Here is a 23,218-nt window from a genome sequence, read left to right on the forward strand (position 1 = left end):
TTCATGTCCGCCGTGCGGACACAAAAAAAGACGGCCTTCCCGAAGGAAGACCGTCCTTTTTCGTTTCAGTCAACGCCCCGAAGGGCTGCGACTTACTTCTTTTCTTCAGCCGGAGCAGCAGCGGCCGGAGCAGCAGCGGCGTCAGCCGGAGCAGCAGCGGCAGCAGCAGCGTCAGCCGGAGCGGCAGCAGCTTCTGCACCAGCAGCAGCAGCGTCGGCACCAGCGGCAGCGGCTTCAGCGCCAGCAGCAGCGGCGTCGGCGCCTTCTTCAGCAACCGCTTCAGCGGCCGGAGCTTCGGTGGTGGCTTCTTCAGCAGCCTTTTCACCGCAAGCGGCGAGGGCGAACATGCTGGCAGCAACGGCGATAGCAGCAAACTTCTTCATGATGTGTGGGCTCCCTAAAATGCCTTAACGCGTCCGGGAAAACTTCCCGTACCGCGAGCCGCGGGATTTAGCCGTTCCGCATGAATCGTCAACAAAAATAATTGAGATGGTCGGGGGCGGCGGGATTCTGTCATTTCTCCGTCACACTAGGGAAGCTCGTCGTTCGAGCTGTTCGCCAGAATCGCCAGAGTCGCGGCCCAAACTGTCACATTTTGCCGCAATTGTACGGGGTCGATCTTGTCGAGCGTATCGTCCTGCGTGTGGTGGAGGTCGAAATAACGCGTGCCATCCTGGGCCAGATCGATCGCCGGAACCCCGGCCTGCACGAGCGCGCCAATATCGGCCCCGCCGTTCGCCGGCTGCTTGCCGCGGACGACGCCGAACGGCATCACTGCGGCGGCAATCCGGTCCGAAAGCGCCTTGGCGCTGTCGGGCAGCTTGAAGTCGACCCGCCACACGCGGTCGGCGCCGAAATCGGATTCGAGCGCGACGGCGTGCTTCTCTTTGCCGTGCGCGTCGAAATAAGCCTTGCCGCCGAATACGCCGACCTCTTCGGCGCCCGCCCACAAGATTCGGATCGTGCGGCGCGGCTGGCCGGCCGCCATGACATGCTTGGCGGCGGCGGTGATGATCCCGCAGCCCGCGGCGTCGTCGATCGATCCTGTGCCGAGGTCCCAGCTGTCGAGGTGGCAGGCGATGATGATCGGACTCGCACTGGGGTCGCTGCCCGGCACTTCGGCAATAACATTGCCCGACTTACGGGTGCCCAGGCTCTGCGGGGTCAGGGTAAGCTTCATCTTGAGTGACGGCGTTTCATCGGAGCGCACCGGCTGCGGGCGCCGCCACTGCCGGACAAGCTGATCGGCGTCGGGGTTCGAGATCGCGCCCGCCGGGATCGGCTTCACCCCCGCCTCGAAATTGGTGACGCCGGTGTGCGGGTTCCGGTGGTTGTCGGTGCCGATCGAGCGGATCACGATCGCGATCGCGCCCTTCTTCGCTGCGACATTGGGCCCGGTGAACCGGCCGCGCCCATAATAACCATAGCCGCTTCCATCCTGCGTCGGCTTCATATCATGGTCGATGAAGACGATCTTGCCCCTCACCGCCGCATCGGGCGCCGCGGCCAGCGCGTCGAAACTCTCGAAATAGGCAATTTCGCCTTCGATCCCCTTGGGGCCGGTCGAGGCGCTGTTCCCGAGCGCGCTGATCGCGAGCTTCTGCGGCACGAGGCCGCTGGTCAGCCAAGCTTCTTCGGCGCCGCGTACCCACACGGGCATGTCGAACGCTTCCTCGCGGACATTGGCAAAGCCCATTGCCTGCAATCGCCGTACGGCCCAGCGGCGCGCGACGGCTTCGGCGTCGGTCCCGGCCATGCGCGGACCGACGTCGGTCGTCAGGTCGCGGGTGATCGCCCATGCGGGATCGTCGCCTTGCTGCGCCAGTTCAGCGGCGCTCTGAGCCGGTTGGGCGGAAACGGCGGAGGAGAGGAGAAGGGCGGCGATCCCGGCTAAGCGGGTGGAGCTATGGGGGATTTTCATGCTGCTTTCGTAACGGCGCGCCTCGCGCGCGCAAGCGCCGATTGCCAACCGCGCGCCCATTCGCTAACCGGCGCGCAACTCAAACTCTCCCCGGCCGCGCCCGCGGCCCAGCCCATACCGGAGCATATCCATGGCCGCCCAATATAGTTTCGTGATGAAGGGTCTGACCAAGACCTATCCCGGCGCGCAAAAGCCGACGCTCAATAACCTCAGCCTGCAATTCTATCCCGATGCCAAGATCGGCATCGTCGGCCCGAACGGCACGGGTAAATCGACGCTGATGAAGATCATGGCGGGCATGGACACCGAATTCACCGGTGAGGCCTGGCCGGGCGAGGGGATCACCGTCGGCTATCTGGCGCAGGAGCCCGAACTCGACCCGACCAAGACGGTCAAGGAAAATGTCATGGACGGCGTGCGCGGCGTCGCCGACATGATGGAGCGTTTCAACGAGATCAGCACACTGATGGCCGATCCGCCCGAAGACGCCGATTTCGACGCGCTGATGGAAGAAATGGGCACGCTGCAGGAAAAGATCGATGCGGTCGACGGCTGGACGCTCGACAACCAGCTCGAAATCGCGATGGAAGCGCTCCGCTGCCCGCCGGGCGACTGGAGCGTTGAGAATCTGTCGGGCGGTGAACGCCGCCGCATCGCGCTGACGCGCCTGCTGCTCGAAAAGCCCTCGATCCTGCTGCTCGACGAACCGACCAACCATTTGGACGCCGAAAGCGTCGCGTGGCTCGAAAAGCATCTCGTCGATTATCCGGGCAACGTCATCCTCGTCACCCACGATCGCTACTTCCTCGACAATGTCGTGAACTGGATTCTCGAACTCGATCGCGGCCGCTATTTCGTCTACGAGGGCAATTATTCGACCTATCTTGAGAAGAAGGGCAAGCGCCTCGAACAGGAAGCGCGCGAGGACGCCGGCCGCCAGAAGGCGATCAAGGACGAACTCGAGTGGATCCGGCAATCGCCGAAAGCCCGTCAGGCCAAATCGAAGGCGCGTATCAAGAGCTTCGACCAGCTCATCGAGGCGCAGGAAAAGCGCATCCCCGGCAAGGCGCAGATCGTCATCCAGGTTCCCGAACGCCTCGGCGGCAAGGTCATCGAGGTCGAGGGCATTTCGAAGGCCTATGGCGACAAGCTGCTGTTCGAAGACCTGTCCTTCACGCTCCCGCCCGGCGGCATCGTCGGTGTCATCGGGCCGAACGGCGCGGGTAAGTCGACGCTGTTCAAGCTGATCACCGGACAGGAAACCCCCGACAGCGGCAGCGTCGCGATCGGCGACACCGTGCGCCTCGGCTATGTCGACCAGAGCCGCGACGCCCTCGATCCCAACAAGAATGTCTGGGAAGAAATCTCGGGCGGCTCCGAGATGATGAACATCGGCAAGCACGAGATGCAGACGCGCGCTTATGTCGGCGCTTTCAACTTCAAGGGCGTCGACCAGCAGAAGAAGGTCGGGCAGCTTTCGGGCGGTGAGCGCAATCGTGTCCATATGGCCAAGATGCTGAAACAGGGCGGCAACGTGCTGCTGCTCGACGAACCGACCAACGACCTCGACACCGAAACCCTCGCCGCGCTCGAGGAAGCGCTCGAAAATTTCGCGGGCTGCGCGGTGGTCATCAGCCACGACCGCTTCTTCCTCGATCGCCTCGCGACGCACATCCTCGCGTTCGAGGGCGACAGCCATGTCGAATGGTTCGAAGGCAATTTCGAATCATATGAGGAAGACAAGATCCGCCGCCTCGGCGACGATGCGACGCGCCCGCACGCGACGTCGTACAAGAAACTGACGCGCTGATCCTAATGACGGGAGAGGGGCAGCCACCGATTTCGTCGGGCGCGATCCGTTTGGATGCGGATGCGCTCAACGCCTTCATGGCCGAAGCCTTCCCCCATTCGGCGCCGGGCTCGCGTGGCCATGTCGTCTCGGCCGCGCCCGGACATATCCGGGCGCGGCTCGATCCCAACGAGAATGCACTGCGTCCCGGCGGCTTGATCTCGGGCCCGACGCAGATGGGGTTCGCCGACATGGTGGCCTATGCGCTCGTCCTCGCGCATATCGGCCCCGTCGCGATGGCTGTGACGAGCGCACTCAATTACCAGTTCCTCCGCCCGTGCCGGCCGGGCCCGCTGTTCGCCGACGCGTATATGCTGCGCCTCGGCAAGCGGCTCGCGGTGATGGATGTGCGCATCTGGACAGACGACGCCGATAAGCCTGTCGGGCAGGCGAACGTGACCTACGCGATTCCCTAAAGCACGGCTTTTTTCGTCATTCCCGCGAAAGCGGGGACCCAGCGAGCAACCGATGCAACTTGGTTCCCGCTTTCGCGCGAACGACGAAAAGGGGCAGCTCTGCGCCCTTCAGCTCAATATTCCAGCGACGGATACCAGTCGGTCCCGCGCCCGCCGGGCGTCAGGTCGAGGATCGACCACAGGCTCGCTATGTCGGGTGCGTCGCGCGGGTCCTGCCCGGGGTCGGCCATCGCTGCAGTCATTTCGCTTTTCCAGAACAGGCGGATGCCGCTGCCGTTGCGCTTGAACACTGCGAGCGCCGGGTTCTCGCTGCCATCGGCGTTGAGCAGACGAAAATCCCGCGCGTAATCGTCGCCGATCGTCTGCACGAAATCGAGCGCCTGCCAGCCGCGCTCCTGCGCGAACGCCTTTTGCCGCTCGACCGGGCTGCGCCCTATGATCTTGAGCGCGACGCGTTGCTTGATGTCGTTGCCATTGCCGTTCACCGCGCCGAGCCAGTTGGTGCACATCGGGCAGGGGCGTTCGCGTTCGGGACCGTACATCCAGAAATAGGCGACCAGCGTGTCATGCTCGCCGAACAGCTCGGCCAGCCCGAGTTCGGCGCCATTTGCATCCTTGAACCGGTAATCCTTCATCAACGGCCCAGGCGGTAACGCGCGGCGCTGTTCGGCCAGCCGCGTCATCTTGCGGCGCAGGTCGATTTCCTCGGCGAGCAGCGATTTTCGGGCTTTGGTATAGGCTTCATCTTCGCCGGGAAAGGCATGTCTACGCGAAGCAAGCGCCGGCGCAGCCGACAGGGTTTGGCGAAGGGCCATCAAGTTCTCCTTTTTGGGAGAACGTGTCATTAACGCCATTGTTGCAGCGGGGTTTCACGGTTGCCCGCAGCCCTGCGTCGCTTCGTCGCGCGCGCGTCAGGCGGGAGAAAATTCTCCCGACGTTTCGTCCATCACGTGCAGCACGCCGTCGCTGATCGCGAAAAAGGCGCCGCGCAGCTTCAGCGTGCCGCGATTTTCCTTTTCCTGGATACAGGGGAAAGTCCTGAGATTCGCTATGCTCACGCGCACAGCTTCCATCTCCATGGCGCGGCCCGCATCGCGATTATCGAAATCGGGATATTGCGCGCGAATCTCTTCGCTCGCCTCGTCGAGCATCGCGATCCAGTCGGCGATGAAGCCGCCGCGGCCTGGCTCGGCGCCCGCCATCGAACGATGCAGCGCGGCGTGACACCCACCGCACATGCCGTGGCCCATCACGACGATTTCCTCGACCTTCAGGAACTGGACCGCGAATTCGAGCGCGGCGGAGACGCCGTGACGTCCGGGCGTCGTTTCGAAGGGCGGCACCAGCGCCGCGACGTTGCGAACGACAAAGATCTCGCCGGGATTGGTGTCGAAAATCTGCGACGGTTCGGAACGGCTGTCCGAACAGGCGATCACCATCACCTTGGGCGATTGGCCCTCGGCAAGTTCGTTCCAGCGTTCGCGCTGTTGCTGCCAACCGCCGTTACGGAAACGGCGGTAGCCATCGATCATATCTGCAAAGTGAGTCATGCGTCGCCCTTAGCATAGGTAGAGAGGTTGAGAAGAGGCGCGTGCGCGACTATGTGGGCGAAATGAACGCTCCCGCATCGCCCGCCACCACACCCAGTCAGCGCCAGCGCAAGCCCGACTGGATCCGCGTCAAAGCCCCGACCAGCCCGGGCTACGCCGAAACGCGCAAGCTGATGCGCGAGCTCAACCTCAACACGGTGTGCGAAGAAGCCGCGTGCCCGAACATTGGCGAATGCTGGACAAAAAAGCATGCGACGGTGATGATCCTCGGCGACACCTGCACCCGCGCCTGTGCCTTTTGCAACGTCAAGACCGGCATGCCGCGCCCCGTCGACCTGCTCGAGCCCGAGCATACCGCGATCGCCGCGGCGAAGATGGGGCTCAGCCACATTGTCATCACCTCGGTCGACCGCGACGATCTGCCCGACGGCGGCGCGAGCCAGTTTGTGAAGGTCATCAACGCGCTGCGCCGCGAGACGCCGCAGACGACGATCGAAATCCTGACGCCCGATTTTCGCAACAAGCCCGAAAGCGCGGTCGCGGCGATCGTCGATGCGCGCCCCGACGTCTATAACCATAATCTCGAAACCGTGCCCAGGCTCTATCCGACGATCCGCCCCGGCGCGCGCTATTATGCGTCGCTCCGCCTGCTAGAAAGCGTCAAGCGCCGCGATCCGTCGATCTTCACCAAGTCGGGCGTGATGCTCGGCCTCGGCGAGGAACGGATGGAGGTGCACCAGGTCATGGACGACATGCGCAGCGCCGACATCGATTTCATGACGATGGGCCAGTATCTCCAGCCGACGCCGAAGCATGCGAAGGTGATCGACTTCGTGACGCCGCAGGCGTTCGACGCCTATGCGCAGATCGCACGCGCGAAGGGCTTCCTGCAGGTCGCTTCGTCGCCGCTGACACGCTCGAGCTATCATGCGGGCGACGATTTCGAACGCATGCGCGCGGCCCGCGAAGCGCAGCTGGCGCGCGTCAAGGCGGACTGACGAACCTTTGCCACGGCACCACGAAACTAGAGTCCTGCCGTACACCGACGAGCAGATGTTCGCGCTCGTCACCGACATTGCGCGCTATCCCGAATTTTTGCCGTGGGTGATCGCGCTGCGCATCCGCAGCGACAGCGAGCATGAGGCGGTCGCCGACATGATCGTCGGTTTCAAGGGGCTGCGCGAAAGCTTTTCGTGCCGCGTCCACAAGGAACGGCCGCGCGAGGTTTGCGTAAGCTATATCGACGGCCCGATGAAGCATCTGAACAACGAATGGCATTTCCAGCCCGCCGAGGGAGGCGGATGCCGCGTCGATTTCCTCGTCGATTTCTCGTTCCGCAGCCGGATGTTCGAGGCGCTCGCCGGGCAGATGTTCGACAAGGCGCTGCGCAAGATGATCGCGGCGTTCGAAACGCGCGCCGACGAACTTTACGGCGCGGGGAGGGCGATGTCTTCCGAGGGCCGCAGTTCGTCCCTTTCGGGCTGAAGCAAATCGAGCGCGAACAGCGTCGCGTGATGGCGGATCGCCGCGCGGTCGGTCGATTCGAACTGGACGCGCTGGGTGAAATAATCGTCGGGATCCTGCCCGCGCAGCGCGCGAGCGAACACCACCTGGCCCACGGGCTTCTTCTCCGACCCACCGCCGGGTCCGGCGATTCCGGTGATTGCGACCGCGACATCGGCGTCGCTGTTCTCCAGCGCCCCCGCCGCCATCGCCCACGCGGTCGCGAGCGAGACTTCGCCGAAGGTTTCCAGGATCTCGCTGCTGACGTCGAGCTGGCTCTGCTTCGCATGCCCCGAATAGGTGACGAAGCCGGCGCTGAACACGTCCGAGCTCCCCGCAATATCGGTCAGCGCAACCGACACCATGCCGCCGGTGCAGCTTTCGGCCACAGCGACTTTCCGCCCCGCGGCGCGGTTGTTCGCAAGGACGGTTGTGGCAAGGTCGTCGCGCGCGGTAAGGCGCGTTTCAGCATCGGACAGCACGGGTTCAATTCTCCGGAAGTTGCAGGGTCGCGACGGCCTGGGCCGCGATCCCCTCGCGGCGGCCGGTAAAGCCCAGCCGCTCTGTCGTAGTCGCTTTGACACTAACCCGCTCGAGCGGAATCGCAAGGATTTCGGCAATCCGTGCCCGCATCGCGGCGCGGTGCGGGCCGATTTTCGGCGCTTCGGCAATGATCGTCAGGTCGGCATGGTCGATCCGGCCGCCACGCGCCGCGACCCGTTCGGCGGCAAAGCCAAGGAAGCGGTGTGAGGCCGCGCCGCGCCATTGCGGATCGCTCGGCGGAAAATGGTCGCCGATGTCGCCGTCGGCAAGCGCGCCGAGGATCGCGTCGGTCAGCGCATGAAGCGCGACGTCGGCATCGCTATGGCCTTCAAGTCCATGACTATGGGCGATTTCTATTCCCCCAATCCAGAGCGGTTTGCCCGCCACCAGGCGGTGGACGTCATATCCCATGCCGACGGCGGTGCGCGTCATTTGATCGATCCCCAGCAAGCCGTTCAGGATCGCCATATCCTCGGCATATGTCAGTTTATGGAGGCGGGCTTCGCCCAGAACGGTCACAACCGCCACGCCCAGCCGGCGTGCCAACTGTGCATCGTCGGTGGCAGCCGCCTCGACGGCCTCGGCGTGGGCGCGGCGCAATGTGCCAAGATGGAACGCTTGCGGTGTCTGAACGCGCGCCAGTGCGCTGCGGTCGACGACCTCGCCGGCAAGGTGGGCGGCTTGTTCGACCAGCGTATCGGGAACGGGCAGCGTTGGGATCGCCGCTTCGGCATCGTGCAGCGCCGCGAGCAGGCGATCGATCACCTCGGCGGTCACGCCGGGCCGCGCGGCGTCATGGATGAGCACGAACGCATCATCGCCCCAATCGGCCAGCATCGCGATCGCATTAGCGACCGATTGCTGCCTTTCGGCGCCCGGATCGGCGGAAATCCATCCCTGCGGCAAGCTGGAGATTGCTGCCGTGACGTCATCGTTGGCCACCAATACGCCGCCGTTGATCGCCGGATGCGCGGTAAAAGCGTCGAGGCTCCAGCGCAGCACCGGCTTGGGCCCAAGCATCGCTAGCTGTTTCGGCAGCTCGAAGCCGGCGCGCGTCCCTTGGCCGCCGGCGAGCAGCACGACCGCGACGGGCGGCAAGAGGGAAGGGGCGGACTCGGTCATCTCGCGCGCCGTTAGCGTAGCCGCGGCTTGCGGGAAAGCCGCTTAACGTGTAGGGGCGCTGCTTATTTTTTAGGCAATGCAAACGAAAGCTCCCCGTCATGGCGCCGCTGCGGCCCATCCAGATCGGTAACATCACCGTCGCGGATCCCGTGATCCTCGCGCCGATGACGGGCGTCACCGACCTGCCGTTCCGCAAGCTTGTCCGCTATTATGGCTCGGGGCTCAACGTCACTGAGATGATCGCCAGCCAGGCCGCGATCCGCGAGACGCGCCAGTCGATCCAGAAGGCGGCGTGGGATCCGGTCGAAGAGCCGGTGTCGATGCAGCTCGTCGGTTGTACGCCTTATGAAATGGGCGAAGCGGCCAAGCTCAACGAAGATCGCGGTGCGTCGATCATCGACATCAACATGGGCTGCCCGGTGCGCAAGGTCACCAACGGCGATGCGGGCTCGGCGTTGATGCGCGACCTGAAGCTCGCCGCGGCGTTGATCGAATCCTGCGTGAAGGCTGTCTCGGTGCCGGTAACGGTCAAAATGCGCATGGGCTGGTGTCACGACAGCCTGAACGCACCCGAACTTGCGCATATCGCCGAGGATCTGGGCGCAAAGCTGGTGACGGTCCACGGCCGCACGCGCAACCAGATGTATCGCGGCGAGGCCGACTGGGGCTTTGTCCGCAGCGTCAAGGATGCCGTGTCGATCCCGGTCATCGTCAATGGCGACATCTGCTCGGCTGATGATGCACGCACGGCACTCGCGCAGAGCGGTGCCGATGGCGTTATGATCGGCCGCGGCGCCTATGGCCGTCCTTGGTTGCTCGGACAGGTGATGGCGGCGCTGCGCGGCGAGACCGAGCGGCCCGATCCCGGCATCGACGAACAATATGACGTCATTACATCGCATTACCGCGCGATGATCGACCATTATGGCGAAGTGACGGGTGTCAATATGGCGCGCAAGCATCTTGGCTGGTACGTCAAGAGCCTGCATGGATCGGCAGAATTCCGCAACAAGGTCAATCAGATCCCCCACAGCCGCGACGTGCTCGACGCGCTCGAGCAATTCTACACACCGTTCCTAAGCAAGGCGGCGGCGTGAGCGCGCTCACGTCGAGCATCCCGAATTTCGACCACGACGAGCTGATCCAGTCGCACCCCGTTCCGACGCTGTTGATCGACGGCGGCGGGGTGGTGCTGTTCGTCAATGCTGCCGCCGAGCAGCTCTGCAACGTCAGTCGCTCGGCGATGGTTGGCCGTGTCATCTATGACGTCATCGAGATGGATCGCAGCTATCGCCAGCGGATGAGCGACGCCTCGACGTCGGCGCTCTTCGCGCATCGCACCGAGATTTCGGCGGCCGGTCGCCGGTCCTTCTTCGTCGATATGCAGATGGTGCCCTATGGCCAGAGCGGCCACCGTATCCTCGCGCTCGTGCCGTCGCAGAGCGACGCCGAGTTGATGGGCGGCGCGATCGGGCGTTCGGGCCGCGCGGCGGGCGCGGCGGCTTCGATGCTGGCGCACGAGATCAAGAACCCGCTCGCGGGCATCAAGGGTGCCGCGCAGCTCCTCGCGCGCAAAACCGACGCTGGGGGCGAGCGCTTCACGACGCTGATCTGCGCCGAGGTCGACCGGATCGCGACGCTGATCGACCAGATGGAGCATTTCTCGCGCGGGCAACCGATCGCGTGCGGCCCGATCAACCTCTATCAGCCGATCCATCAGGCGATGGAAACCGCTCGCGCGCGCCAGTTTCCGGGAATCCGTTTTGCAGAGGATTTCGATCCGTCATTGCCGCTGGTCCATGGGAACCACGACGCCATGGTGCAAATATTGCTCAACCTGCTCACCAATGGCTGCGAGGCATTGGGCGGGCGCGACGATGGCGTCGTGCGGCTGACGACCGCCTATCGTCACGGCCTGTCGATCGACAACGGCGACGGACGCGGTCGCATTGCGCTGCCGATCGAGGTCAGCGTCAGCGACAATGGCCCGGGCGTTCCAGCCGATATTCGCGGCGACCTGTTCGATCCGTTCGTGACGACGAAGCGCGAGGGGCGGGGGCTTGGCCTCGCGCTCGTCGCCAAGCTCGCGCGCGACATGGGCGGCACGGTCCAGCATATCCGCGATGGCGACTGGACCCGCTTCCGCGTCCACCTGCCCGTCGCGCAAAAGGGACGGCCGGCATGAGTAAGGCAAAGACGATTCTGCTCGTCGAAGACGATCCGGCGATCGCGATGATCATTCGCGAAACGCTTGTCGGCGAATGCGGCCAGTTCGCGTCGGTCGCCAGCATCGCCGAACGCAACGCCTGGCTCGCCGACAACCGGCCTGACCTCGTTATCACCGATGTCGTCCTGCCCGACGGTGACGGCATCGATTCGCTGCGGGTCGACGCCCTTACGCCAGTGATCGTCCTGTCGGCGCAGAACACGCTCGACACCGCGGTGCGCGCGACCGGAATCGGCAGTTACGATTATCTGCCCAAGCCATTCGATCTCGACGAACTGACCGCGAGCGTCCGCGCCGCGTTGCAGCGAAAGGCGGAGCCCGCGGCAAGGGACGCTGCGGCACCGGCGGACAGCCATGGCCTCGTCGGCCGCGCCCCGGCGATGCAGGCGGTGTATCGCACGATCGCGCGGCTCGCCTCGAACGACCTCGCGGTGCTGATCCTCGGCGAATCCGGGACGGGCAAGGAGGTCGTGGCGCGCGCGATCCACGCGACGGGCCTGCGCCGGAGCGGGCCTTTCGTCGCGATCAACATGGCCGCAATCCCGCGCGAATTGATCGAAGCCGAACTGTTCGGCCACGAAAAGGGCGCCTTTACCGGCGCGCACAGCCGCAATGCCGGGCGGTTCGAACAGGCTGCGGGCGGCACGCTCTTCCTCGACGAGATCGGCGACATGCCGCTCGAGGCGCAGACCCGCCTGCTGCGCGTCCTGCAAAGCAACGAATATTCGACCGTCGGCGGCAACCAGGCGTTGCGCGCCGATGTGCGCGTCATCGCCGCGACGCACCGCGACATGCGCACGCTTGTCGCCGACGGCCGGTTTCGCGAGGATCTCTTCTACCGTCTCAACGTCATTCCCGTGACCTTGCCACCGCTCCGCGACCGGCGCAGCGACATCGCAGCGCTCGTCCGCCACTTTGTCGAGGCAGGGCGCGGTTCGGGGTTGCCCGACCGACAGTTCGCGCCTGCGGCGATGCAGTGGCTCGAACGCTATGACTGGCCGGGCAATGTTCGCGAACTCGGCAACGTCGTCCAGCGGCTCGCTGTCCTGTCGCGCGATGTCGTCGTGACCGTGCGCGATGTCGAGACGGTGCTGCACGAAAGCGGCGAGGGTGGCGGCGCGGTCGAGCCTGCTGCGCTGATCGCCCGTGCGGTCGACGACTGGGCGCGCGAGCAGATGGCGGATACGGCAAGCGAAGGCGATATTCACGAACAGCTTGAAGCGATCGTCGAGGCGGCGCTTTTTCGCCGCGTGTTGCGCGACGTTCGCGGTAACCAACTGGAGGCGGCGCGCCGCCTTGGCATCAACCGTAACACGCTACGCAAGCGCCTCGGGCAGCTCGATATCGATCCCGCTCAGCCTTGATTGGCAAAGACAAACTCGGAATCGGGGCAATTGGGCGACACTCGCGTAGATTGTGTGTTTTCTATGCAACAGGATTGTCGTAGCGTGGCAACAATGACGCAATCCCCCTCTCTGGCTCTCGATATGGATTCGGACGGCCAGGAAGTGCGCTCGGGCTTCTGGCGCTTTGCCGCACCGGAATATTATACGCTCGCCATCATCATCAGCGTCGCCATCGCGACCTATATCTTCGTGACGGGCGATGCGCAGAGCGAGCGGTTGCTGACGCCCGCGCTCGTGGCCGCGATCATGGTCGTCAATCTCGTGCCGGCGATGGCGCTGATCGTGCTCATCGGCAGCCGCGTCGCGCGTGCGCGGGCCGTGCGATCGATGGCGGGCGGCAACGGCCGCCTCCATGTTCGTCTCGTTGCGCTCTTTTCACTGATTGCCGCGGCGCCGACGTTGCTCGTCGTCATCTTCGCTTCGCTGCTGTTCCAGTTCGGCGTCGATTTCTGGTTTTCCGACCGGTCGCGCGGCATGTTCGAAAATGCCGCCAACCTTGCCGAGGGCTATTATCAGGAAAACCAGCGGCAGGTCGGCGCGAACACTTATGCGATGGCAACCGACCTCGGCAAGCAACTGAGCCTGGTTCCGATCGATAGCCCGGCCTTCAGCAATTATTATCTGCAGCAGGTCGTGGTGCGCAGCCTCAATGAATCGGCGATTATCGAAATCGGCCGGGACGGCGTTGCGCGCACCGCGACGGCGATCAACCCCGATGACAGGGCGGCCGAAGCCCGTCTTGGTTCGGCGATGGTCGGCCGCCTCGACGCGGGCGAGGATGTCGTCGTCGTTCGCCAGCCCACCCGAATCGAAGCCGCGGCACGGCTGCCCGGCACCGATCGCGCTTATGTCTATGCCTCCCGCGACACCAACGTCCCGGGCTTCCAGCAGTCTGCGCGCGCGAGCGCGGTTCTGGCCGACTATAACAATCTGTTCGAACGCTCGCAGCAGCTCCAGCTGCAATTCAACGGCGCGCTCTATCTTGGCTCGTTGCTGCTTCTCGCGCTTGCCGTCATTGCGGCGATCGTGGTTGCGGACCGTATCGTCCGCCCGCTCGGCACATTGATCGGTGCGACGCGAACCGCGGCGGGCGGCGATCTGTCGGTCCGGGTTCCCCCGCCGGCACGCGACGACGAAATCGCGGTGCTGACGCGCGCCTTCAATCGGATGACCGAGCAGTTGCAGGGCCAGACCGGCGCGCTCGTCAGCGTGAACGAGCAGCTCGAGGCCCGGCGCAGCTTTATCGAGGCGGTGCTCAGCGGCGTGTCGTCGGCGGTGGTTTCGGTCGATGCCGATCACCGCATCCTGCTCGCCAACGCGGCGGCCGAGCGCCTGATCTGCCAATCGGCCGAATGCCTGACGGGGCAGCCGCTCGACGATGTCGCGCCCGAGCTGGCGCGTCTGCTGATCAGCGACGAGCGCGAGGCGATCGTTCAGCTCTCGCGCAAGGATGCCGAGCCCGCGACGCTCGCGGCGAAAGCCGTGGCGCAGGGCGACGGCTTTGTTCTGAGTTTCGAGGACATCACGCAGCAATTGCTCGATCAGCGCCGCGCCGCCTGGTCCGACGTGGCGCGGCGCATCGCGCACGAGATCAAGAACCCGCTCACTCCGATCCAGCTCGCGGCCGAACGGCTCCAGCGGCGGTTTGGCGACAAGGTCGAGGGCGATGCCGCCACGTTCCGCAAGCTAACCGACACGGTGATCCGGCAGGTGCACGACATGCGGCGCATGGTCGACGAATTTTCCAGCTTTGCCCGGATGCCGAAACCGACCTTCGGGGTCGAGGATGTCCGCGATATCCTGCGCCAGACGGTGTTCCTGTTCGAAGTCGCAAAGCCCGACATCACGTTCGCAGTCAAAACGCCCGCCGAGATCGAACCGCTTGTCTGCGATCGCCGCCTGTTGTCGCAGGCCATGACGAATATTGTAAAAAACGCCGTAGAAGCGATTGAAGAAAAATATAGAAATTCAGAATCGACCGTCACCGGACATGTGGCTGCCGAACTTTTTTCCGGTGCGGAAGGCGAGATCGTCATTCGTGTCTCCGACGACGGCATCGGGCTACCGGAAGCGCGCGACGCCATTGCCGAGCCCTATATGACGACGCGCCAGGGCGGGACGGGCCTCGGGCTCGCGATCGTCAAGAAGATCGTCGAACAACATTATGGCGAACTGGAATTTTCGGACAATCCGGCGGGGCAGGGGACGTGCGTCACCCTGACGCTCCATCCCGACCGGCTGCGGCCGTTGGCCGGCAAGGGCGGGGAACAAGGCATGGGGCATAGTGAATCGGTTCCCGGGCGCATCCGGAACCGGCAGGACAGAGAAGATCATGGCGCTTGATATTCTGATCGTCGACGACGAACGCGACATTTGCGACCTTGTCGCCGGCGTCATGGAAGACGAAGGTTATGAGGCGCGCACCGCGTCGGACAGCGACTCTGCGCTTGAGGCGATCCGCCAGCGGCGGCCGTCGCTCGCGCTGATCGACGTCTGGCTGCAAGGGTCGCGGCTCGATGGGCTGGGGCTGGTCGAGGCGATCAAGGCTTTCGATCCGACATTGCCGATCATCGTCATTTCGGGCCATGGCGGCCTCGACACCGCGGTTGCGGCGATCCGCCGGGGCGCGTTCGATTTCATCGAAAAGCCGTTCGAAGCGTCGCGACTGCTCCACCTCGTCGCGCGCGCGACCGAGAGCGAGCGGCTGAAGTTCGAATATGAGCAATTGCGCGAGAAGGCGGGCCCGTCGGACGAGCTGACCGGCACCAGCGCCGCGATCAACAATGTCCGTGCGACGCTGAAGCGCGTGGCGGGGACGGGAAGCCGGGTGCTGATTACAGGGGCGCCCGGCGTCGGCAAGGAGGTCGCCGCGCGCGTGCTGCACGGATGGAGCGGCAGGCAGAACGCGCCATTTCGCGTCATTTCCTCGGCAAGAATGGATCCCGAGACGGTCGAGACCGAATTGTTCGGGTCCGAAGCCGAGGATGGTTCGATCCGCGTCGGGCTGCTCGAACAGGCGCATGGCGGCACCCTGTTTCTCGACGAGGTCGCCGACATGCCGCTGACGACGCAGGGCAAGATCTTGCGCGTCCTGACCGACCAGAGCTTTGCCCGCGTCGGCGGTCGCACGATGATCCGCGTCGATGTCCGCATCATTTCGGGGTCGGCGCGCGACCTGATGACCGAAATTGCAGAAAGCCGCTTTCGCGAAGACCTCTACTACCGGCTGAACGTCGTGCCCGTCCACATCCCGCCGCTGCGCGAGCGGCGCGACGATATCGCCAGCCTCTGCGATCATTATATCCGTCGTTATGCCGCCGACCGCCGCGTCGCGCCGCCCGAAATCAGTTCGGAGGCGATGGCCGCGCTCCAGGCGCATGAGTGGCCGGGCAATGTTCGCGAACTGCGCAATGTGATCGAACGCGTGATGATCTTGGCGCCGAGCGACCGCCTCGCACGGATCGACGCCGATATGCTGCCGTCCGAACTGGTGCGCGGCGGAACCGACATCTTGCCTCATTCGGAATCGATCACCGCGATTCCGCTGAAGGAAGCGCGCGAGAATTTCGAGCGCGAATATCTGCGCATCCAGATCAACCGTTTTTCGGGCAATATTTCGCGCACCGCGACCTTCATCGGCATGGAGCGCTCGGCGCTGCACCGCAAACTGAAACTTTTGGGGCTTACCGAGAGTTCGGACGGCGAGGGATAGCGGCTTTGCGCTAGACCTTGCGCGTCCTTTGCCGCATATTACGTGCGAAATAAGGTCTCAATAGCCGGAACACCGGCACCGTACCCGCGGTTTTACCGCCAAAAACAGGAGGCAAATGTGTCCGATAAAAACCAGAATCTCCAGGATATTTTCCTCAACGCCCTCCGCAAAAGCAAAACCCCGGTGACCATGTTCCTGGTTAAGGGCGTCAAGCTGCAGGGTATCATCACCTGGTTCGACAACTTCTCGCTGCTGCTCCGCCGTGATGGTCAGTCGCAGCTTGTCTACAAGCACGCGATCTCGACGGTGATGCCTTCGCACGATTTCGACCTGTCGCTGCTCGGCGACAATCTGCGCGATGCGCCAGCCAGCAAAGGCAAGGCGCTGCAGGACGTGTTCCTCAATGCCGTCCGCAAATCGGACGAGTCGGTGACGATGTTCCTCGTCAATGGCGTGATGCTGCAGGGCGACATCGTCGCATTCGACTTGTTCTGCATGCTGCTCGAGCGCGAGCGTCAGGTTCAACTCGTCTACAAGCATGCGATTTCGACCGTTCAGCCGAACGGCCCGATCAACCTGACCGACAGCGAACCGGACGCAGAAGCGGACAACGGCTGATCGACCCGATAATCGACAATGAAGACGAGGTAACGCGCGGTGCCGCCGCGCTTATCGTCGTGCCCGAATGGCATAGCCAGCGCCTCGCGCGCGACCTTGACGCGCGCGCCGAGGAGGCGCGGGGACTTGCGCTTGCGATCGGGCTCGACGTTGTCGCGGTGCATACGCTCCGTCTGCGCCAGACGCGTGCCGCGACTTTGCTCGGCGTCGGGCAGATCGATGCAATCACGCCCGATATCGCGGCAAAGAATGTGCAGCTCGTCGTCGTCGATGCGGCGCTCAGCCCGATCCAGCAGCGCAACCTCGAAACCGCATTCGGCACTAAGGTGATCGATCGCACCGGGCTGATCCTCGAAATCTTCGGCGAGCGCGCCGCGACCGCCGAGGGACGGCTGCAGGTCGAGCTCGCGCATCTCGATTATCAGGCGGGACGGCTGGTGCGCAGCTGGACTCACCTCGAACGCCAGCGCGGCGGCTTCGGCTTCCTCGGCGGGCCTGGCGAAACGCAGATCGAGGCCGACCGTCGGATGATCCGCAACCGCATGGCGCGCATCCGGCGCAGCTTGGAGGATGCCCGCCGCACGCGCCAGCTACAACGGTCGAAACGGCAGCGCGCGCCTTGGCCCGTGGTCGCGCTCGTCGGCTACACCAACGCCGGAAAATCGACATTCTTCAATCGGTTGACCGGAAGTGACGTCATGGCGGAAGACATGCTTTTCGCGACGCTCGACCCAACAATGCGCGAAATCCGGCTGCCCGGCATCGACAAGGCGATCCTGTCGGACACGGTGGGTTTTGTGTCCGACCTGCCGACCGAATTGGTCGCGGCGTTCCGCGCGACGCTGGAGGAAGTCACCACCGCCGACCTCATCGTCCATGTCCGCGACATCGTTCATCCTGATAGCGAAGCGCAATATGACGACGTGCGCGCCATTCTGAACTCGCTCGGCGTCAACGGGCCGCAGGATGGGGAGGAGGGCGATGCGCCGCCGGTGATCCAGCAGATTGAAATCTGGAACAAGATCGACACCGCGGATAGCGACCGCCGGGCGGACATTGAAGAAATGGCAGCGCGGCGCCCCGACGTCGCCGTGATATCGGCCGTAACAGGCGAGGGCGTCGAAGCCGCGCGTACCCTTATGGCGTCACAATTGACCGCGCTGCATAAGGTGCATCGCATTTATCTGAGCTATAGCCAGGGTGAAGCGGCGGCGTGGCTTCACGCCCGCGGCGAAGTGCTGGCCGACGAACCCGAGGCCGAAGGCCATGTGCTCACGGTGCGGCTCGATCCCGCCGACAGCGCGCGGTTCGAACGGCTCTGGCCGGCTACGGACGCTCCGACGCCTTAACCGCCAGCCAGTGGCTTTCCTGCGCGTCGAGCGGCAGGCCCGACAGGCTGCCGCCCGCGCGATCTTCCATGGCGGCAAAACGCCGCGCGAATTTGGCGTTGGCATCGCGCAAGGCGCCTTCGGCGTCGACGCCAAGGTGGCGTGCATAATTGACTACCGCGAGCAGCAAGTCGCCGACCTCTTCGTGGCGTTCGGCATCGGTGGTTGCGGCGGCGACCTCGGCGAGTTCTTCGGCTATCTTGTCACGCGGACCATCGATGTCGGGCCAATCGAAACCGACACGCGCTGCACGGCCTTGCAGCTTTTGCGCGCGGAGCAATGCGGGCAATGACAGCGCGACGCCGGCAAGCGCGCTTGCGGGACCGTCGGCGGTGCGCTCGGCCGCCTTGATCTGCTCCCATTGCTGGCGGACATCGTCGGTCTTGCCGCCGCCGAATATATGCGGATGGCGCCGTTCCATCTTGTCGCTGATCGCGTTGGCGACATCGTCGAAACCGAACAACCCGTCATCGGTCGCAATCTGGCTGTGAAAGACGACCTGGAGCAGCAGATCGCCAAGCTCGTCGCAGATCGCATGGGGGTCGCCGCCAGCAATCGCATCGGAAACCTCATAGGCTTCTTCGATTGTATAGGGCGCGATCGTCGAAAAACTTTGCGCCAGATCCCATTCGCAACCGCCGTCAGGATTGCGCAACTGCGCCATGATAGCGAGCAGGCGATCGATGGGAGATGGCGCCACAGCCTCGGTCATATCTTAAACTCGTTTTGAAAAGGGACATTATTTACGCGGCTGGAAATGAAGTAGCTGGGGCAGCGTCTAGCCTCGACATAGCGCAACGCTGCCTCAGCTCAAGTATGACGTATCGAGAGGCCACGAACTCGGGCAATGCCCTTCCGCTTTTCCGCCGTCATCGCGCCCGTTCGTAATGAAGGAGAATCGTGCCCCGCTCGAACGTCCGGACATGTTTGAGGCGCAGGTCGGTGCGCCCGTCGATGTCGGTGAACAGATGCCGACCCTCGCCGACGACGACGGGATGAAGCAGAATGCGATATTCGTCGACCAGCCTGGCGTTGGTGAGCGACCGAACGAGGGCAGGGCTGCCGAATGTTATGATATCGCCTCCGTCCTCGGCTTTGATCGCTCCGATCTGCCGTTCGATATCATGGCCAAAAAGCTGCTTCGGCGGATCGAAATCGCCCCATTTGATATCGGGAACTTCGTGTCCGGCAACGATCAGCTTGGGCGTTTTATTGATGATGTCGCCGAGGTGCAGGCCGACGTCGTCGACGCCCGGCCAGTCTCGGACATAGGGCCATTTCCTCGACAAATCGTCATAGGTGCCATGCCCCATCAAGATCGTGTCGACGGTGTCAAAATTCTCGTGAAATGACGAAGCGCTGTCCTCGATGCCAGCACCTGCCCAGAGCATGAAGTTGGTCTCGTCATCCGCGGGCCCGGTGACCACGCCGTTGAGCGTGCTGTGGATTGAAACGATGAGTTTGCGCATGGACTGTCTCCTTATTCGAGCCGACCAGACCGGCTTGATATTGAGACGACGAACGGAGTTGTCGGAAATCGACATCGATCTGCAATTATTTTTTTGTTGGGGGAGGCCTCACAGAATTGGAAGGTTTATCCGATAATATATATTATGTTAAATATTCCGAGGCCCGCGAGAGGCAAGGCCCCGCTATGTCATCATCTGCCACGTGCGGATGACGAGGAATACCAACCCAAAGATCGCCACCCACGCCAGCGCCATTTTGAGCCAGTCCGCCATCGGCAAGCGCCGCGCCAGCAATGAACTCAGAACCAACGCGAACGCGCCCGCGAACCACAGGATTTGAACGGTCGTGTCGCCACTCATAGTTGCACCTCCAGCCCGTCATATCCGGGTTCGACACCCGGCGGCAATTCGGCCGCAAGGTCGTCATAATCCATCGTGTTGTCCATATGCGTGATGATCGCGCGCGGATTGCCGACCTTGGCAAGACCTTCGAGCGTCATGGCCAGATGCGGATGCGTCGGATGCGGATAGCGGCGCAGCGCGTCGATGACGAACAGGTCGACGCCTTGGAAGAAGTCGACCATTTCGTCAGTAAATTTCGAAAAATCAGTAGCATAGGCGATCTTATGCGCGCCATCGCTGAAGATCAGGCCGCTGGCCTTGATCGGCCCGTGCGGCATTTCGATCGCCGAGACCTCGATGGGGCCAATCGACTGATGATCGTGGAGATCGATCGGGTCGACCGACGCCGGATAGCCGGCATTGCCCGCGAAGGCATAGGTGAAGCGCCATTTGAGGATATCGAGCACATGGTCGCGCGCATAGACGGGAACGGCGGACCGGCGCAGGTGCATGACCTGACGCAGATCGTCGAGGCCATGCGTATGGTCGGCATGTTCGTGGGTCCAGATGACCGCATCGATTTCGCCCACGCCCGCATCAAGCAGCTGCAACCGCATATCGGGGCTGGTGTCGACGAGGATACGAAACCCCCCGAGCGACACCATGATCGACGCCCGGCTGCGCAGGTTGCGGGGATTGTCGGGGTCGCACTGGCCCCAGTCGTTGCCGATCCGCGGAACCCCCGAGGATGTTCCGCAGCCGAGAATTCGCAACCTCATAATGCGTGGAACATCATGGCCGCGCCTTGTTGAAAAGCGCGTAAAAATTGGCGCTTGTGACGGCGGCGAGCGCATCTTCGTCCTCGCCGCGCAGCTTGGCGAGGAAAGTGAGCGTATCGGCAACGAAGGCGGGCTCGCCGGTCTTGCCGCGATGCGGGACCGGGGCGAGGAAAGGGGAATCGGTCTCGATCAGCAGCCGGTCCTGCGGCAACCATTTTGCCGTGGCCTGGAGATTGGCGGCGTTCTTGAAGGTGACGATCCCCGAGATCGAGATGAAGAGCCCGAGGTCGAGCGCCTTGTGGGCAAAATCGTCGCTCGCGGTGAAGCAGTGGATCACGCCGGGGAAAGTCGCCCTGCCCATCTCTTCGCCGAGCAGCGCCAGCGTATCGGCTTCGGCGTCGCGCGTGTGAACGATGATCGGCAGGCCGGTTTGCTGCGACGCGTGAATATGACGGCGAAAGCTGTCCTGCTGCCGCGCGCGGTCGCTTTTGTCGTAATAATAGTCGAGCCCGGTCTCGCCGATCCCGATCACACGCGGATGCGCCGCGCGTTCGACCAGCTTTGCGGTATCGACATCAGGATGGTGGTCGGCGTCGTGAGGATGGATGCCGACGCTCGCCCACACATCCTTGTTCGCTTCGGCCGCCGCGAGCACATCGTCCCATTCGCTTTCGCGCGTCGCGATATTGAGCATCGCGGTGACGCCGTTCGCGCGGGCGCGCTCCAGCACCTCGCCCTGCTGCTCGGCGAGGCCCTTGTAGTTGAGGTGGCAGTGCGAATCGACGAGCATCAGGCCTCCCCTTCCCCTTCAGGCAGTTCGAGGCGGGGGAAGATCGGCACGGGCTGACCGACGGTAAAACCGCTTGCGGCGAGTTTCGTCAGCCAGTCCTTGTCATCCAGCGCGGCAAAGTCGCGCGCGTCGGCGGCGATCCCCATCTGGTCGAGCAATTTGTCGGCGGCCGCGGGCACGACGGGCCGGATCGCGATCGCGAGCGTGCGCACCGCCTGGAACAAGGTCATCAGCACCGCGCGCATACGTTCAGGATCGGTTTTGCGCAGCGCCCAGGGAGCCTGTGTATCAACATATTGGTTGCAGGCGAAGACCGCGCGGATCCAGTCTTCGATGCCGATCGAGAAAGCGAGCTGTTCGAACTCGCGCGGCAGGCGCATCGCCGCCATGTCCGTGAGGTCGGCAAGCAGGTCGATATCATCCTGCGCGGACACATAGTCGGCCGAAAGCTTGCCGTCCAAATTCTTGAAAATCATCGACAAGCTGCGTTGCGCCAAATTGCCGAAGCTGTTCGCGAGATCGGCGTTCGCGGTGCGCACGATCGCATCGGCCGAATAGGTGCCGTCCTGCCCGAAGCTGACTTCGCGGAGGAGATAATAACGCAGCGGATCGACCCCGAACTGCTCGGCGAGCGTCATCGGATCGACGACATTGCCGAGCGACTTCGACATCTTCTCGCCGCGGTTGAGCAGGAAGCCGTGGCCGAACACTTGGCGTGGCAGCGGCAGGTTCGCGCTCATCAGGAAGGCCGGCCAGTAAACTGCATGAAAACGCACAATATCCTTGCCGATCATGTGGATATTCGCAGGCCAATATTTGCCGAAATCGCTGTCCGGGCCGGGATAGCCGAGGCCCGAGAGATAGGTGGTGAGGGCATCGACCCACACATACATCACATGGCCTGGCGAGCCTGGGACCGGCACACCCCAGTCGAAGCTGGTGCGCGAAACGCTGAGATCCTTGAGGCCGCCCTCGACGAAGCGCAGCACCTCGTTGCGACGGCTTTCGGGGCGGATGAAATCGGGCTGGTCGTTGTAGAGCGCGAGCAGTTTGTCCTGATACTCCGACAGCTTGAAGAACCAGCTTTCCTCAACGGTCCATTCGACGGGCGTTCCCTGCGGCGAGAGGCGAACGCCCCCTTCCCCCTCGGTCAGTTCGCTTTCGTCGTAAAAAGCCTCGTCGCGGACCGAATACCATCCTTCGTAGCGGTCGAGATAGAGGTCGCCATTGGCCTCCATCGCCTTCCAGATCGCCTGCGACGCCGCGTGGTGCGCGGCATCCGACGTGCGCATGAAATTATCATAGCTGATATTCAGCCTGGCATACATCTCACGGAAATATCCCGACATTTCATCGGCGAGATCGATCGTCGCGCGGCCCTGATCGCGCGCGGTCTGGAACATTTTCAGCCCATGTTCGTCGGTGCCGGTGATCAGCCGGACGTCGCGGCCACGCGCGCGCTGAAAACGCGCCATGACGTCGGTCGCGATCGCTTCGTAAGCGTGGCCGATATGCGGACGGCCATTGGGGTAGCTGATCGCCGTGGTGATATAGAAAGGTTCGGTGTTTTCGGACATGCGCGC

The 23,218-nt window shown here is 63.4% G+C and carries 23 protein-coding genes; 11 read left to right on the top strand and 12 right to left on the bottom strand.

Translation table 11 applies throughout. The annotated features are described in order from the left end of the window. Position 1 precedes the first annotated feature (1 nt). Positions 2 to 325, bottom strand: coding sequence for a hypothetical protein (locus FG91_RS01480; RefSeq protein ID WP_161785606.1), 324 nt, complete (start codon positions 323 to 325; stop codon positions 2 to 4). A gap of 204 nt (positions 326 to 529) precedes the next feature. Next, a complete protein-coding gene (locus FG91_RS01485) occupies positions 530 to 1,921 on the bottom strand; it encodes a M28 family peptidase (RefSeq protein ID WP_052187217.1) in 1,392 nt (463 codons plus the stop codon). A 130-nt stretch (positions 1,922 to 2,051) separates the two neighbouring features. Here FG91_RS01485 and ettA point away from each other — a divergent pair, with 130 nt between their 5' ends. Together ettA and FG91_RS01495 are read left to right on the top strand one after the other, a co-directional pair. Further along, positions 2,052 to 3,731 (top strand): energy-dependent translational throttle protein EttA, encoded by a 1,680-nt coding sequence (ettA, locus tag FG91_RS01490; protein ID WP_037510885.1) that lies wholly within the window; start codon positions 2,052 to 2,054, stop codon positions 3,729 to 3,731. A 5-nt stretch (positions 3,732 to 3,736) separates the two neighbouring features. Further along, a complete protein-coding gene (locus FG91_RS01495) occupies positions 3,737 to 4,186 on the top strand; it encodes a PaaI family thioesterase (protein WP_052187193.1) in 450 nt (149 codons plus the stop codon). 113 nt (positions 4,187 to 4,299) lie between these two features. Here FG91_RS01495 and FG91_RS01500 read toward each other — a convergent pair whose 3' ends face one another. Together FG91_RS01500 and FG91_RS01505 are read right to left on the bottom strand one after the other, a co-directional pair. Then, a complete protein-coding gene (locus FG91_RS01500) occupies positions 4,300 to 5,001 on the bottom strand; it encodes a DUF899 family protein (protein ID WP_037510887.1) in 702 nt (233 codons plus the stop codon). A gap of 96 nt (positions 5,002 to 5,097) precedes the next feature. After that, positions 5,098 to 5,736, bottom strand: a complete 639-nt coding sequence (locus tag FG91_RS01505; protein WP_037510889.1) for a carbonic anhydrase — start codon at positions 5,734 to 5,736, stop codon at positions 5,098 to 5,100. Positions 5,737 to 5,798: 62 nt separating this feature from the next. Between FG91_RS01505 and lipA the strand changes: the two genes are divergently transcribed. Then, positions 5,799 to 6,734 (top strand): lipoyl synthase, encoded by a 936-nt coding sequence (gene lipA / locus FG91_RS01510; RefSeq protein WP_037511111.1) that lies wholly within the window; start codon positions 5,799 to 5,801, stop codon positions 6,732 to 6,734. A gap of 7 nt (positions 6,735 to 6,741) precedes the next feature. Next, positions 6,742 to 7,221, top strand: coding sequence for a type II toxin-antitoxin system RatA family toxin (locus FG91_RS01515; RefSeq protein ID WP_037511113.1), 480 nt, complete (start codon positions 6,742 to 6,744; stop codon positions 7,219 to 7,221). Here the strand turns inward: FG91_RS01515 and FG91_RS01520 are convergent. After that, positions 7,164 to 7,721: a CinA family protein gene (locus FG91_RS01520; protein WP_152567954.1), complete on the bottom strand. Its 558-nt coding sequence runs from the start codon at positions 7,719 to 7,721 to the stop codon at positions 7,164 to 7,166. The two genes, FG91_RS01515 and FG91_RS01520, sit on opposite strands and share 58 nt — an antisense overlap. A 4-nt stretch (positions 7,722 to 7,725) precedes the next feature. After that, positions 7,726 to 8,904 carry a bifunctional 2-C-methyl-D-erythritol 4-phosphate cytidylyltransferase/2-C-methyl-D-erythritol 2,4-cyclodiphosphate synthase gene (locus FG91_RS01525; protein WP_052187194.1) on the bottom strand — a complete coding sequence of 393 codons (1,179 nt, stop codon included), beginning with the start codon at positions 8,902 to 8,904 and terminating at the stop codon, positions 7,726 to 7,728. 98 nt (positions 8,905 to 9,002) lie between these two features. Between FG91_RS01525 and dusB the strand changes: the two genes are divergently transcribed. From dusB to hflX, 7 genes are all read left to right on the top strand, one after another. Beyond that, complete coding sequence (dusB, locus tag FG91_RS01530) at positions 9,003 to 10,001, top strand: tRNA dihydrouridine synthase DusB (RefSeq protein ID WP_037510891.1); 999 nt, start codon at positions 9,003 to 9,005, stop codon at positions 9,999 to 10,001. Beyond that, positions 9,998 to 11,089 carry a two-component system sensor histidine kinase NtrB gene (locus tag FG91_RS01535; protein ID WP_052187195.1) on the top strand — a complete coding sequence of 364 codons (1,092 nt, stop codon included), beginning with the start codon at positions 9,998 to 10,000 and terminating at the stop codon, positions 11,087 to 11,089. The genes dusB and FG91_RS01535 overlap by 4 nt, the downstream gene beginning before the upstream one ends. After that, positions 11,086 to 12,495, top strand: a complete 1,410-nt coding sequence (locus tag FG91_RS01540; RefSeq protein ID WP_037510893.1) for a sigma-54-dependent transcriptional regulator — start codon at positions 11,086 to 11,088, stop codon at positions 12,493 to 12,495. The genes FG91_RS01535 and FG91_RS01540 overlap by 4 nt, the downstream gene beginning before the upstream one ends. A 123-nt stretch (positions 12,496 to 12,618) precedes the next feature. Further along, on the top strand, positions 12,619 to 14,880 hold the full coding sequence (locus tag FG91_RS01545) for a sensor histidine kinase (RefSeq protein WP_235211900.1): 2,262 nt from the start codon (positions 12,619 to 12,621) through the stop codon (positions 14,878 to 14,880). Beyond that, positions 14,870 to 16,249, top strand: a complete 1,380-nt coding sequence (ntrX, locus tag FG91_RS01550) for a nitrogen assimilation response regulator NtrX (protein WP_037510896.1) — start codon at positions 14,870 to 14,872, stop codon at positions 16,247 to 16,249. The genes FG91_RS01545 and ntrX overlap by 11 nt, the downstream gene beginning before the upstream one ends. 117 nt (positions 16,250 to 16,366) lie before the next feature. Then, a complete protein-coding gene (gene hfq, locus FG91_RS01555; RefSeq protein WP_037510898.1) occupies positions 16,367 to 16,867 on the top strand; it encodes an RNA chaperone Hfq in 501 nt (166 codons plus the stop codon). A 59-nt stretch (positions 16,868 to 16,926) separates the two neighbouring features. After that, complete coding sequence (gene hflX / locus FG91_RS01560; RefSeq protein WP_443027725.1) at positions 16,927 to 18,216, top strand: HflX GTPase family protein; 1,290 nt, start codon at positions 16,927 to 16,929, stop codon at positions 18,214 to 18,216. Here the strand turns inward: hflX and mazG are convergent. The 6 genes from mazG to metG all read right to left on the bottom strand — a co-directional run bounded on the left by mazG (position 18,194) and on the right by metG (position 23,212). Then, a complete protein-coding gene (gene mazG, locus FG91_RS01565; protein WP_037510904.1) occupies positions 18,194 to 18,967 on the bottom strand; it encodes a nucleoside triphosphate pyrophosphohydrolase in 774 nt (257 codons plus the stop codon). The two genes, hflX and mazG, sit on opposite strands and share 23 nt — an antisense overlap. 157 nt (positions 18,968 to 19,124) lie before the next feature. Next, a complete protein-coding gene (locus FG91_RS01570; protein ID WP_081940357.1) occupies positions 19,125 to 19,799 on the bottom strand; it encodes a dihydrofolate reductase family protein in 675 nt (224 codons plus the stop codon). A 108-nt stretch (positions 19,800 to 19,907) separates the two neighbouring features. Next, on the bottom strand, positions 19,908 to 20,084 hold the full coding sequence (locus FG91_RS22155; RefSeq protein ID WP_162835106.1) for a hypothetical protein: 177 nt from the start codon (positions 20,082 to 20,084) through the stop codon (positions 19,908 to 19,910). Next, positions 20,081 to 20,845 (bottom strand): MBL fold metallo-hydrolase, encoded by a 765-nt coding sequence (locus FG91_RS01575; protein WP_037510910.1) that lies wholly within the window; start codon positions 20,843 to 20,845, stop codon positions 20,081 to 20,083. The genes FG91_RS22155 and FG91_RS01575 overlap by 4 nt, the downstream gene beginning before the upstream one ends. Positions 20,846 to 20,858: 13 nt before the next feature. Beyond that, on the bottom strand, positions 20,859 to 21,635 hold the full coding sequence (locus tag FG91_RS01580; protein ID WP_037510913.1) for a TatD family hydrolase: 777 nt from the start codon (positions 21,633 to 21,635) through the stop codon (positions 20,859 to 20,861). Then, the gene (gene metG, locus FG91_RS01585) at positions 21,635 to 23,212 is read right to left on the bottom strand and encodes a methionine--tRNA ligase (RefSeq protein WP_037510915.1); all 1,578 of its coding nucleotides are present in this window, start codon (positions 23,210 to 23,212) and stop codon (positions 21,635 to 21,637) included. Before metG ends, FG91_RS01580 begins: the two co-directional genes overlap by 1 nt. Positions 23,213 to 23,218: the final 6 nt, after the last annotated feature.

Origin of the sequence: Sphingopyxis sp. LC81 (assembly GCF_000756375.1) — a bacterium.
In the GTDB taxonomy this organism is placed as follows: Bacteria; Pseudomonadota; Alphaproteobacteria; order Sphingomonadales; family Sphingomonadaceae; genus Sphingopyxis.

Excerpts from the sequence above, each read along its gene's own strand:
- FG91_RS01525 (WP_052187194.1), bottom strand. The coding sequence starts at position 8,904 with ATGACCGAGTCCGCCCCTTCCCTCTTGCCGCCCGTCGCGGTCGTGCTG.
- lipA (WP_037511111.1), top strand. The coding sequence starts at position 5,799 with ATGAACGCTCCCGCATCGCCCGCCACCACACCCAGTCAGCGCCAGCGC.
- FG91_RS01485 (WP_052187217.1), bottom strand. The coding sequence starts at position 1,921 with ATGAAAATCCCCCATAGCTCCACCCGCTTAGCCGGGATCGCCGCCCTT.
- FG91_RS01575 (WP_037510910.1), bottom strand. The coding sequence starts at position 20,845 with ATGAGGTTGCGAATTCTCGGCTGCGGAACATCCTCGGGGGTTCCGCGG.
- ettA (WP_037510885.1), top strand. The coding sequence starts at position 2,052 with ATGGCCGCCCAATATAGTTTCGTGATGAAGGGTCTGACCAAGACCTAT.
- metG (WP_037510915.1), bottom strand. The coding sequence starts at position 23,212 with ATGTCCGAAAACACCGAACCTTTCTATATCACCACGGCGATCAGCTAC.
- ntrX (WP_037510896.1), top strand. The coding sequence starts at position 14,870 with ATGGCGCTTGATATTCTGATCGTCGACGACGAACGCGACATTTGCGAC.
- dusB (WP_037510891.1), top strand. The coding sequence starts at position 9,003 with ATGGCGCCGCTGCGGCCCATCCAGATCGGTAACATCACCGTCGCGGAT.
- FG91_RS01545 (WP_235211900.1), top strand. The coding sequence starts at position 12,619 with ATGGATTCGGACGGCCAGGAAGTGCGCTCGGGCTTCTGGCGCTTTGCC.
- FG91_RS01505 (WP_037510889.1), bottom strand. The coding sequence starts at position 5,736 with ATGACTCACTTTGCAGATATGATCGATGGCTACCGCCGTTTCCGTAAC.
- FG91_RS01500 (WP_037510887.1), bottom strand. The coding sequence starts at position 5,001 with ATGGCCCTTCGCCAAACCCTGTCGGCTGCGCCGGCGCTTGCTTCGCGT.
- FG91_RS01570 (WP_081940357.1), bottom strand. The coding sequence starts at position 19,799 with ATGTCGATTTCCGACAACTCCGTTCGTCGTCTCAATATCAAGCCGGTC.
- mazG (WP_037510904.1), bottom strand. The coding sequence starts at position 18,967 with ATGACCGAGGCTGTGGCGCCATCTCCCATCGATCGCCTGCTCGCTATC.
- FG91_RS22155 (WP_162835106.1), bottom strand. The coding sequence starts at position 20,084 with ATGAGTGGCGACACGACCGTTCAAATCCTGTGGTTCGCGGGCGCGTTC.
- FG91_RS01495 (WP_052187193.1), top strand. The coding sequence starts at position 3,737 with ATGACGGGAGAGGGGCAGCCACCGATTTCGTCGGGCGCGATCCGTTTG.
- FG91_RS01580 (WP_037510913.1), bottom strand. The coding sequence starts at position 21,635 with ATGCTCGTCGATTCGCACTGCCACCTCAACTACAAGGGCCTCGCCGAG.
- FG91_RS01540 (WP_037510893.1), top strand. The coding sequence starts at position 11,086 with ATGAGTAAGGCAAAGACGATTCTGCTCGTCGAAGACGATCCGGCGATC.